Source organism: Ideonella azotifigens (genome assembly GCF_006519715.1).
In the GTDB taxonomy this organism is placed as follows: domain Bacteria; phylum Pseudomonadota; class Gammaproteobacteria; order Burkholderiales; family Burkholderiaceae_C; genus Ideonella; species Ideonella azotifigens.
The window spans coordinates 29,484-40,719 of the sequence record NZ_VIDT01000002.1; the positions used below are offsets into that span (position 1 = coordinate 29,484).

General features: G+C 63.7%; 12 protein-coding genes. All 12 read left to right on the forward strand.

The genetic code is table 11. The features are described from left to right. Positions 1-649: 649 nt before the first annotated feature. The 12 genes from FKP22_RS00430 (at position 650) to mprF (ending at position 11,145) form a co-directional block, all read left to right on the forward strand. Entirely contained in the window at positions 650-1,360 is a 711-nt protein-coding gene (locus FKP22_RS00430) for a DUF4844 domain-containing protein (RefSeq protein WP_141284096.1), read from the forward strand. A gap of 136 nt (positions 1,361-1,496) precedes the next feature. Then, positions 1,497-1,844, forward strand: coding sequence for a GNAT family N-acetyltransferase (locus tag FKP22_RS00435; protein WP_141284098.1), 348 nt, complete (start codon positions 1,497-1,499; stop codon positions 1,842-1,844). A 108-nt stretch (positions 1,845-1,952) separates the two neighbouring features. Next, positions 1,953-2,393, forward strand: coding sequence for a YybH family protein (locus tag FKP22_RS00440; RefSeq protein WP_170200673.1), 441 nt, complete (start codon positions 1,953-1,955; stop codon positions 2,391-2,393). Positions 2,394-2,485: 92 nt separating this feature from the next. After that, entirely contained in the window at positions 2,486-2,806 is a 321-nt protein-coding gene (gene frp, locus FKP22_RS00445; protein WP_141284102.1) for a fluorescence recovery protein, read from the forward strand. A 22-nt stretch (positions 2,807-2,828) separates the two neighbouring features. Continuing rightward, on the forward strand, positions 2,829-3,266 hold the full coding sequence (locus FKP22_RS00450; RefSeq protein ID WP_141284104.1) for a DUF1801 domain-containing protein: 438 nt from the start codon (positions 2,829-2,831) through the stop codon (positions 3,264-3,266). A gap of 180 nt (positions 3,267-3,446) precedes the next feature. Beyond that, entirely contained in the window at positions 3,447-4,196 is a 750-nt protein-coding gene (locus FKP22_RS00455) for a formylglycine-generating enzyme family protein (RefSeq protein WP_170200674.1), read from the forward strand. Positions 4,197-4,323: 127 nt separating this feature from the next. Next, positions 4,324-4,833, forward strand: a complete 510-nt coding sequence (locus FKP22_RS00460) for a GFA family protein (RefSeq protein WP_141284108.1) — start codon at positions 4,324-4,326, stop codon at positions 4,831-4,833. 62 nt (positions 4,834-4,895) lie between these two features. Continuing rightward, positions 4,896-5,348, forward strand: a complete 453-nt coding sequence (locus FKP22_RS00465) for a DUF2214 family protein (protein WP_141284110.1) — start codon at positions 4,896-4,898, stop codon at positions 5,346-5,348. Between the two features lie 18 nt (positions 5,349-5,366). After that, positions 5,367-5,792, forward strand: coding sequence for a VOC family protein (locus tag FKP22_RS00470; protein ID WP_141284112.1), 426 nt, complete (start codon positions 5,367-5,369; stop codon positions 5,790-5,792). Further along, positions 5,789-7,099 (forward strand): acetamidase/formamidase family protein, encoded by a 1,311-nt coding sequence (locus tag FKP22_RS00475; protein ID WP_211361256.1) that lies wholly within the window; start codon positions 5,789-5,791, stop codon positions 7,097-7,099. The genes FKP22_RS00470 and FKP22_RS00475 overlap by 4 nt, the downstream gene beginning before the upstream one ends. Before the next feature lie 88 nt (positions 7,100-7,187). Beyond that, positions 7,188-8,363, forward strand: a complete 1,176-nt coding sequence (locus FKP22_RS00480; protein ID WP_233446787.1) for a serine hydrolase domain-containing protein — start codon at positions 7,188-7,190, stop codon at positions 8,361-8,363. Between the two features lie 196 nt (positions 8,364-8,559). Then, positions 8,560-11,145, forward strand: coding sequence for a bifunctional lysylphosphatidylglycerol flippase/synthetase MprF (gene mprF, locus FKP22_RS00485; protein ID WP_231011248.1), 2,586 nt, complete (start codon positions 8,560-8,562; stop codon positions 11,143-11,145). Positions 11,146-11,236: the final 91 nt, after the last annotated feature.

The window sequence follows — 11,236 nt, forward strand, 5'->3', positions numbered from 1 at the left end:
GCTGCACTCGAGTGGCTCTACGACAAGCCACCGTCTGAAAATGTTGTGCTCATCGCCGGCCAAACATCTTTCTGGCGCGTAGACACTTTGTTTCGTGCGGTGTCCTTTGGTCTTGGCGCGTTCATCGCTTGCCTTCTCTCTGGATCGCATTCATGGTCGTTGCGGGGAAGCCTTGTGGCAAGTGCTGTTTTTGCTACGGCATTTGCTCAGTTCCCAAGACCGGCAGCTCCGTGGCAGTTGGCCATATGGTCCCTAGCAGCTCCCGTGGGCGCGCTTCTTGTGAGCGTCCTCTTTCGGGTACGGAGGGCCCACGCCTAACACCGCCTCTCCGAGCATTTTTGTCACTGGCCTTGCGGCAGCAGTTCTGGTCTGCAGGTTTCATGCTGCTGGCACGCTTCTCGTTCCCTCCGTCAATGAGCGCCACCCACTCAAGTTCGTGGGTGCTTTAGGCACATACTTTTGCTTGTTCGCGCTGGCCGGAGCATTGTTCTGGCACTGGGCTCGCGGCGGCGCATGAAGTTCCGCCCAACCCGTGAAGAACCTCCTAGCGCGGCAAGTCCTACGTTTGATTGAGTCGCCATTCGGGCTCCTTCAATGCCGAATTGCACCGAGCCGCTGCCACGCAGCTGAATTTTAAATTTAGGTTTCCATGAGCCGTCGACTGCTGGTTGCCATCTTATTCTCCACTGCTCTCAATTTTTGCCTTGTGGCTGGTGCGGTGAGCAACGAAACCCCAGGGGGATCCGTGCCTATGTCCGTTGTCAGCGATACGAGGCAAGCGCTCGAACGCTTTTTAGCGTTACCGAAATTTCGAGAGGAAGGGTTGTATCGCCCGCCAAGCGAGGCCGCACGCCTGGAATACGAGGCGCGAGTGAACGCTCTTGCCAACCGTCTGCTTGCTCGACTGAGCGCTCTGCCGTCGAAGGCCGAAGTGCTCGACGAGTTCAAGCCTACGTTGAAGGAGTTCGAGAACACAGACAGCGAAGACCGAGACCAATTGCTTCAATACATCGAGAACATCATGGACATCTTTGGCATCCAGAGTTCCGACAGTCTTCTCAACAAGTGGCGCTACGGCTTCGACCCCAATCAAACCCAGGAAGAGCAGAACGCTGATGCGCTGGCCCAAATGACTGCAAGCGAAAGAGCGCTGTTGGTCAAGCTGGAATCAGTGCAGAAGGAGACGGCCCTTGCGGCCATGATCCAGTTGCTGGGTTCGCCCTCCATGAGCAGTGCTGGCATGCATACTTGGTTTCTGGACAAGGACCACTCCAGCGCAGTCTCGCTCGGCTCCCGGAGCGGTGCCCAGATCATCATTTGGCTGTGCACAGGGCGCTTTTCGTATGCGCGCAAGCTGTAGACCCTTCAATCAACCTGACTTGCCGCATCAAGCTGGGTCGCTCAGATTGAACTTCCGCAGCAAGTCAATATTGGTACTTCGATACCAATCCAGGACTGGGTGATTCCTTCGTATGCAACCTCTTCTCCGTAAGGCTGTGAACGACGATGCATCGGCAGTAGCCGAAGTTATTATCTCGTCTCGCAAGGCATTCATTCCATATGCGCCGATGGCGCACAGCGCAGTCGAAACCCACCACTGGGTACGGAATATTCTCATGCCTTCTTGTAGAGTTTCGGTTGCCTGTATGGCGGAGGCCGTGGTTGGCATTCTGGCCACCTCCGAGGCCAAGGGCATTTCCTGGATTGATCAGCTGTATGTGCTGCCGGGCTTTGTTGGCCAGGGCATGGGCTTGCGTCGCTTCCCCGGCCCGTCAGGCTCTATACATTCCAGGCCAATGCAGGCGCACGCCGCTTCTACAAGCGGCACGGCTTCAGCGCGATAGAGTTCACAGACGGCAGCTTGAACGAAGAGCGCTGCCCGGATGTCCTGTTGGAACTGGCTGCGGCCCGTCACCAGCCGCAACGATCAATCGTCAATGGAAGGACTCACCATGAGTGATCCCGAGAAGCAGGTTCTGCAAAAGCTCGACACCTACAAGTCCGCTGTCCTGGCGAAGAACGCCGAGACCTTCATGCAGCTTTACGACGCCGAGGTCCGGGTATTCGACACTTGGGGAACCTGGTCATACGAAGGTGCCGCGGCTTGGCGAATCGCCGTGGAGGGGTGGTTCTCTTCGCTCGGAGACGAGACCGTCAGGGTGACGTTCGAAGACGTGAAAATCACGGCGGAGCCCAGCTTCGCCGCAATGACCGCCTTCGCCAGGTACGCTGCCTTTTCGGCTCAAGGCGAAGAACTTCGGGCCATGCAAAACCGCATCACCTGGGTGCTCAAAACCCGCGGCCATGTTTTACGCATCGTCCACGAGCACACATCCGCCCCCATCGGGTTCGAAGACACGAAGGCGATGTTCAAACGGGAAGGGAAGTCATGAACGCACGGTCGAGCGTTGCTTGACCCTTCAATCGAGGTGACTGGCTTCGGCAGCCCCTCGTGTCTGGAGATCCTTGTTCTGGAGGCCAAGACATGCACGACATCAACTGGTCAAACTCGGAGAAGCGGGTCGCGCGAGCGGTCTTTGAATCTGCGTTGCAGAAGGAACTCTCGGACATCATCACCGAGTTCAAGCGTGCGGCTGCATCCATATCCGAACCTGATGAACTGTGGTCTCTCATCAAGCGCACCGATCAGAGGCGCAGGGAGATTGACTTCAAGTACGACTACCGGTACTCGCAGCTGCTGCACGTCTTTGGGCGTCTGCTGCGCGAAGGTCGCATTGCCGAAGAAGATCTTCAGGGCCTCGATGAGAAGAAAGTCGCCATCATTCTGACCATCGCCGAGCTTTGAAAACCCTGCCAGGATTCCCGCCATGCCAGAAGCCAAGACCAAGCCGACAGATGCAAGCGTCGATGACCACATCGCCGCGAAGGCAAGCGAGGCGCAGCGAGCCGATTGCAAGGCCCTGATGGCCCTGCTCAAGAAGGTCACCGGGCAAGGCCCGAAGATGTGGGGGCCGAGCATCGTGGGTTATGGCGCCTACCAGTACACCTACGCATCCGGCAGGACCGGCACTTCATGCCTGGTCGGCTTCGCGATTCGAGGGCGCGAGATCGTGCTCTATCTGGCGCCGTACTGGGATGGCGCAGCCGAGTTGCTGTCCAGGCTGGGCCCGCACAAGATGGGCAAGGGTTGCCTCTACTTCAAGCGCCTCGCGGATCTGGACCCGTCCGTCCTGGCGCAACTCGTCATCGGTTCAGTCGCCGAAATCGAACGCCGCCATGGCCCTGTTCACACAGGCGGCGAATGACGCTTCCTAGTTTGGCCGACGAGCCTGCGCTTGAGGACGATCCTGAATGCGGTTCGGCGCTGGTGGGTTGCCTGGCCCCGGGGCCAAGTCCAGGGCCTGTGCTGAGCCTGAGCCTCGCATGCCACTGGCAGAATCTTTGGGATCAGCAGTGATTTCAGGGAGGAATGGATGAAGAGTGCGATGGCATTTTCCCTGCTCGCGGCGGCACTGGGTGCGTCGGCGGCACGGGCCGAGGAGGTTGCGGCCACCATCGAAATGGTGCGTGTGCCGGGTGGTTGCTACAAGATGGGCACGCAGGGCTACGAGAAACACGAGCAACCCATCCACAACGTTTGCGTCAGCGACTTCGAGATTGGCAAGTACGAGGTCACGCAGGCGCAGTGGCGGGCGGTGATGGGCGTGAACCCGTCGAAGTTCGCGGGCTGTGGCGACAATTGCCCGGTGGACAAGGTCTCATGGCTGCAGGCGCAGGAGTTCGTGCAGAAGCTCAGCGCGCAAGGCAAGGGCATGTTCCGCTTGCCGACCGAGGCCGAGTGGGAATACGCCTGCCGCAGTGGCGGCAAGGACGAGACCTGGCCTGGCGGCGTGGGTGCGAGCGAACTGGGTGAGGTGGCCTGGTTCAACAAGGCGGAAGCGGGCAAGCAGACCCACCCGGTCGGCACCAAGAAGGCCAATGGCCTGGGCCTGCATGACATGGCTGGCAACGTGTGGGAATGGGTGCAGGACAAGTTTGTGTCGCCTTACCCGACGGCGGTGGAAAACAACCCGAAGATCGAATCCGGCGGCGAGGAGAAGCGGGTGATGCGCGGAGGCTCGTGGGACGGCAAGGCACCCTACGTGCGCTGCGGCATCCGCAATCGCTACGACATCAACTTCGTCGACTCGGACGGCCGCGTCGGCGTGCGCGTGTTGCGCGAGATTCCGCGCTGAACTGCGGGGCCTGGCCGACTGGCAGTGTGTGGTCGGCTTGCTGCTGCCGGGTGTGCCGGTGATGGCGGTGTTTGCCATCGCGGGCTCCCGCGGGTAGGCTGGCGCTGCTCCAATTTCGCCACGCACCATGACCCCCATCGAAGGCGGCTGTGATTGCCGCATGATCCGATACCGGTTGAACCTTGCGCCCTTGTTCGTGCACTGCTGCCATTGCCGCTGGTGCCAGCGGGAATCGGGCGCTTCGTTTGCGCTGAACGCGATGATCGAAAGCGATGCGGTGGATTCGCTGGGTGGCGAAGTGGCGCTGGTGCACATGCCTTCCGAGAGTGGCGAGGGCCAGCAGATCGCGCGCTGTCCGCGGTGCCAGGTGGCGGTGTGGAGCCACTACGCGGGTGCGGGGCCGCTGGTGAAGTTCGTGCGCGTGGGCACACTGGACAACCCCGATCTGCTGCCGCCGGACATCCACATCTTCACGGCCTCGAAGCAGCCTTGGGTGCTGTTGTCCGGCGACGTGCCGGCAGTGCCCGAGTATTACGACCGGGCGCAGCATTGGCCTGCGTCAAGCCTGCAGCGCCGGGAATTGCTGTTGCCGAGGATTCAGGCTTACCAGGCCTCGCTGAAGGATGTTGGCGCCTGAGATTCAGGCGCCGCCGACCCGCTTGGGCGGGGCATGACCGAAGATCATTGAAGAGGACATCCATGACCATCAGCGCGGTGTTTGCCTTCCTTCATTTCCTCGCCGTCTTCGGCATCGTGGGCGCCGTCTTCCTGGAGTGGCAGACCATGAGCCCCGCGCCGACCTTGGCGGAGGCGAAGCGGCTTCAGGCTAGCGACCGGTGGTATGGCACCTTTGCCGGGCTGGTGCTGATCATCGGTCTGGTGCGCGTGTTCTATTTCGAGAAGGGCAGCGGCTTCTATCTCGCCAACCCGTTTTTCCACGCCAAGCTCACGCTGTTCGTGCTGGCGGGTCTGCTGTCGATCTACCCGACGATTCGCTTCATCAAGTGGCGCCCGCAGACCAGCCAGGGCATGGCGCCTTCGGTTTCGGCGCAGGAGTACCGGCGCATCATGCTGGCCCTGCGGCTGGAAGTCGTGCTGCTGCTGGGCGTGGCCTTGTGCGCCAGCCTGATGGCGCATGGTGTGGGCATGTGACCCCGGAGGACTGCACGAATGGCCACACTCGATCACATCATCCTGAAGGTCAACGACCTGGCCGCCAGCATCGCGTTCTACACGCAGGTGTTGGGTTTCACCTTGCAGGGGCAGGACGGACCGTTCACCGTGCTCAGGGCAGGGCCAGAATGTCAGCTGCAGTTGGCGCCTTGGGGCACGCCCGGATTCGAGCACTACGCGTTTGCGGTGAGCAGCGAGGAATTCGAGCAGATCTTCGTGCGCATCAAGGCGGCCGGCATGGCCCACGGCCCGACCTTCGATTCGGTGGGAACCAACACCGGGCCAGGCGAGGAAAGCGGTGCACGCGGGCCAGCGCCCACGCTTTATTTCAACGATCCGAATCAGCATTTGCTGGAGATCCGGGCATATCCCGGGCCACCAGCGGTAGCCTGGTGCGCTGAAACAACCCATGTGAATTCATGAATCGAACCGGAACCTGCTTGATGTTGAAACGTGTTGCCTTGCTGTTTTGCCTGATCCCCGGGGCCGCGCTGGCGCAGGCGACCGAGCAGTGGGTCGTGACGACCGATCTCTGGGGCAATCCTGTCTATCAAACCCTCACCTTGAAACAGGATGGCGAGGCGATTGCGGGGGACATGGACGGCGACAAGGTCACGGGGCGTCGCCATGGCTCGACCATCACGTTCGAGGAAACCGGCGCGAACAACGCGAGGTATTCGTTTGCCGGCACGATCAAGGGCGGACGCATCGATGGCATTGCCGACTTTCCGGACAGCAACAACCCGGCCAGGCGTGCCAAGCATGGCTTTTCAGCGCGCCGCATTCCCGATCGACCGGCAGGACCGCCGCGCCGCCACGAGTTCGAGCCAACGGAGTATTCCAACGAGTTCAGTCCGCACCGCGCGCCAGTCCTGACTATCTGGCCGGGCGACACCGTGCACACCAAGACCATCGATTCAGGTGGCGTGGACGAAAACGGCGTCACCCGCGCCTTGTTCGGCAACCCGCAGACCGGCCCGTTTTTTGTCGCGACAGCCTCGCCTGGCGACACGCTGGTGGTGCGGCTCAACCGCCTGCGCCTGAACCGGGACCATGCCGACAGCCTGGATACCATCGTGGGTAGGGCGCTGGGTGCCAGCCTGGTTGGCAAAGCGGCGGACCTGGGCCAGCCGGTGCGCTGGAAGCTGGATCGGATGCGCGGTTTGGCAAGCCTTGAAACGCCGACCGAGCGCTTGAAGGAGTTTGTCGTACCGGTTCGCCCGATGCTGGGCGGGCTTGCGGTTGCACCGGGTTTTGGATCGGCTCCCATTTCCACCGGAGACACCGGAAGGTTTGGCGGCAACATGGATTTCAACGAAGTAGTGGAAGGCAATGTGGTCTACCTGCCCGTCCAGCAGCCGGGCGCCTTGCTTTACCTGGGCGACGCCCATGCCCTTCAAGGCGATGGCGAAACCTCGCAGTACGCGCTGGAAACCTCGATGGATGTCGAATTCACAGTGGAGGTGATCAAGGGGAAATCGATCGCGATGCCGCGGGTTGAATCCCCGACGCAGATCATGGTGCTGGGCCAGGCGGGTTCTTTGGACGAAGCGCTGCGCTCGGCCACGACAGGACTCATTCAATGGCTGCAGCAGGACCATGGATTCACGCTGTCCGAATGCGCCATCATCCTTGGCAGTTCGGCACACTACAGCGTGCCCAATCTTGCGGGCCGAAGTGTCGGGGTGGCCATCAAGCTCGACAAGGCACGCCTCCGTCCAGGTTCGTAGGTGAATGGCCGCCGTGTCGCACGCGCTGCCTCGCATGTCTTTCAGGAATGGCTTGATGAACCGTCGCACCACAACGGAGCCAGCAACGATGAAGCCAGGTTGGCGGTGGATGGGGGCTTGTGCATGGGCTGCGGGGGCGATGCTGCTGGGCGCGTGCGCCGGCCCTCCGTCGGCTCCGCTGGCCAGCGCTTCGCTGGACGACGCGGTGCGCCAGTTGATGCAGCGCGAGCAGGTCAAGGGCCTGGCACTGGCGGTGATCGAACACGGCCAGGTGGTCAAGGTGGCCGCCTACGGGCAGCGCAATGTGGCCAAGGCTTTGCCGCTCACGCCGGACACGGTGATGTATGGCGCCTCGCTGACCAAGGCGGCTTTCGGCTACATGGTGATGCAACTGGCGGACGAGGGCCGGCTGTCGCTGGACGCGCCGCTGGCGCAGCTGCTGCCGCAGCCCTTGCCGAAGTACGGCGATGCCAAGCGCGGTTACGCCGACCTGGCTGGCGACGAGCGCTGGCGCCAGCTCACGCCTCGCATGCTGCTCACGCACAGCAGCGGTTTTGCAAATTTCCGATGGGTCGAGGCGGACCAGCGGCTGCAGTTCCACTTCGATCCCGGCAGCCGCTATGCGTATTCCGGCGAAGGCATCAACCTGCTGCAGTTCGTGCTGGAAAAAGGCCTGGGCCTGGACGTGGGCCAGGAAATGCAGCGCCGCATCTTCGACCGTTTCGGCATGACCCGCACCAGCATGCGTTGGCGGCCGGACTTTGCCAACAACCTGGCCGACGGCTACCAGCTGGACGGCAGCGAGCTGCCGCATGACGAGCGCAGCAATGTGCGCGCCGCCGGTTCGATGGACACGACGATTGCCGACCAGGCGCGCATGTGGGCCGGCTTCATGCGAGGCGACGGCCTGAGCCCGGCAGCGCGCGCCGAATGGATCAAAGGGCAGTTGCCCATCACCTCCGCGCACCAGTTCCCGACCTTCCTGCCACCCACCGAAACGCGCTACCAGGCCATCGGCCTCTCCGCTGCCTTGGGCGTCGTGCGCTTCGACGATGCCAGCGGCCCAGCCTGGCTCAAGGGCGGCCACGACGACGCCACCGGCAACATGGCCTTGTGCCTGGAAGCTGGCCAGCGCTGCATCGTGCTGCTGGCCAACGACGTGCGCGCCGAGCGGCTCTACCCGGCGCTGGCCGAGCGGGTGCTGGGCGCCACCCGCATGCCGTGGCAGTGGGAATACGACTGGTGGCAGCCGCCTGCGCCTTGACGCGGGTACTCGGTTTGCCTGGCAGAAGCTGGTGCGAGGCTTGCGTGGCACTGTGCACCGTCGCAACTGCAACGGCGTTCAGCTTCGTCGGCATTGAATCCATTCGCAACAATGGATTCAAAACCGACAGAATGTGCCTGACCCGGCCACCCAGAAAGCAAGAAGACCTGTGTCCGTTCCCGAACCCCCGTTGATTGTGCAGCCCCGTTCGCCTGTGGCCAGGCTTGGTGAGTGGTGGCCCCGCCTGCGGCCCTGGCTGCTGGCCGCGTTGGGGCTGGTGCTGGCGGGCGCCGTGGGCTTCGCACTGCAGGGGCTGTTGCGCGAGGTGCGCTATGCCAGCGTGATGGCCGCCGTCTCGGCCACGCCCAACATCGACATCTTCGCCGCGCTGCTCGCCACCGCCGCCAGCTATCTTGCGCTGACCCAGTACGACGCCTCCGCGCTGCGATATGCCGGGGCCAAGGTGCCGCGCAGCACCGTGCTGCTGACTTCCTTCGTTGCTTATGCGCTGTCCAACACCATCGGCCTCGGACCTTTGTCGGGCGGTGCGGTGCGCATGCGGCTGTATGCCGCGGCGGGGCTGGAGCCGCCTCAGATCGCGCGGGTCATCGGCTTCAATGCAGCGGCCTTTGCGCTGGGCATGATGGTGTTCGGTGCCATGGGCCTGCTGTGGGGCGCGGCGGACGTCGCGCCGCTGCTGCACAGCCGGGCCTGGTGGCTGCGCGTGCTGGCGCTGGCCATGCTGCTGGCGCTTGCCGGCTTCCTGTGGCTGTGCAGCCGCCAGCACCTGCTGCAGGTGGGCCTGGGCCGCGGCCGGCGATGGACGCTGCGCCTGCCTACGCTGAACCTGGCGCTGCGCCAGCTGCTCATTTCCGCAGTGGAGCTGGCCGCTTCGGCCGCAGCGCTCTGGTTCCTGCTGCCGACCAACCACATCGGCCTGCCGACCTTCATCGCCTTCTATGCGATTGCCATCGCCGCCAGCATCATCAGCCACGTGCCGGGCGGCGTGGGCGTGTTCGAGGCGGTGATGCTGCTGGCCAGCGGCACCGGGGTGCCCAGTGACGCGATGCTGGGCGCGCTGCTGCTGAACCGCGGCATCTACTACGTGCTGCCGCTGCTGCTGGCCACCGGCACCCTGATCGCCTACGAGTTGCGCTCAGGCGTGGCCGCACCTGTGAGCCGCATGGCCGTGCACCTGAGCCCGCGCCTGATGGCGGCACTGACGATGGTCGCCGGCCTGTGGCTGCTGGTCTCCGGCGTCACCCCTTTCACCGAAGACGCGCGCGAGGTGCTGGCCACGCTGCGTGTGCCGCTGCCGCTGATCGAGGCCTCGCACTTTCTCGGCAGCGTGGCCGGCCTCGGGCTGCTGCTGGTGGCGCGCGGGCTGCTGCACCGGCTGGACGCGGCCTGGTGGGCGGCGCTGGGGCTGTCGATGGTGGCTGCGCTGCTGGCGCTGCCCAAGGGCATTGCGCTGAACGAGGCGGCCTTCCTCAGCATGCTGGTGCTGCTGCTGGTGATCTCGCGCAAGCAGTTCAACCGGCCGTCCTCGCTGTTCGCCCAGCGGCTGGAGCCGGAGTGGCTGCTGGCGCTGCTGGGCGTGGTGCTGGCCTGTGTGTGGGTGCTGTTTTTCGCCTACCAGGAAGTGGCCTACAGCAACCACCTGTGGTGGCAGTTCGAGCTGGACGGGCAGGCCCCGCGCTCGCTGCGCGCGCTGATGGGCGTGGCCTTGATGGCATTGGCGTTTTTCCTGTGGCAGCTGATGCGCCAGCCAGCCGGCGTGCTGAGCCGCACCACGCCCGAGCAGATCGCCCGCGCGGCGGCCATCATCCGCGCCAACCCCTCGTCCGACGGCTGCTACGCGCTGATCGGCGACAAGCAGCTGATGTTCTCGCCGTCCGGCAGGAGCTTCCTGATGTACGGCAAGCAGGCGCGCAGCTGGGTGTCCTTGTACGGCCCGTTTGGCGACAGCCGCGAGTGGGCCGACCTGGTGTGGCAGTTCATCGAGCTGGCCAACGCCCATGGCGGTCGTGCGGCCTTCTACCAGGTGCGGCCAGTGGCCCTGCCGCTGTACCTGGATTGCGGCCTGCAGGCGCTGAAGCTGGGCGAATATGCGCATGTGAACCTGCCTGACTTCAGCCTCAAGGGCGCCAAGCGCGCCAACCTGCGCTCCGGCGTGAACCGCGGCGAGCGTGAAGGCCTGAGCTTCGAGGTGCTGCCCCCGGCCCGCGTGGCCGAGTTGCTGCCGCAGCTGCGCGAGGTTTCGCAGGCCTGGCTCACGCACCAGCGCGGCCGTGAAAAAGGCTTTTCCGTTGGCCGCTTCGACGAGGCCTACCTGCAGCAGCTGCCGGTGGCCGTGGTCTGGCGCGAGGGCAAGGTCATCGCCTTTGCCAACCTGCTGAGCACCGCTGCGAAGCAGGAAGCCAGCGTGGACCTGATGCGCTACCTGCCCGGCGCCCCGCCCGGCACCATGGACTTCCTGTTCGCCAAGGTCATGCTGCACCTGCAGGCCGAGGGTTACCAGCGTTTCGGGCTGGGCATGTCGCCCATGGCGGGCATGGCCGAGCGTCGCAAGGCGCCGCGCTGGCAGCAACTGGGCCGGCTGCTCTACAAATACGGGGACCGCTTCTACAACTTCCGCGGCCTGCACAGTTTCAAGGACAAGTTCGAGCCCGAATGGGAAGCCCGCTACCTGGCGGCACCCGGCGGGCTGGCGCCGTTTTTCGTGCTGGCCGACGTGGCCGCGCTGATTGGCGGTGGCATGAAAGGCGTGGTGACGAAGTGAGTGTGCGTACCTGGGCAACGCGGGGGCGGGTGGGCCTGCCGCTGCTGATGGCCATGCTGCCGGGGCTGCTGCTGGCGCAGACGGCCAAGCT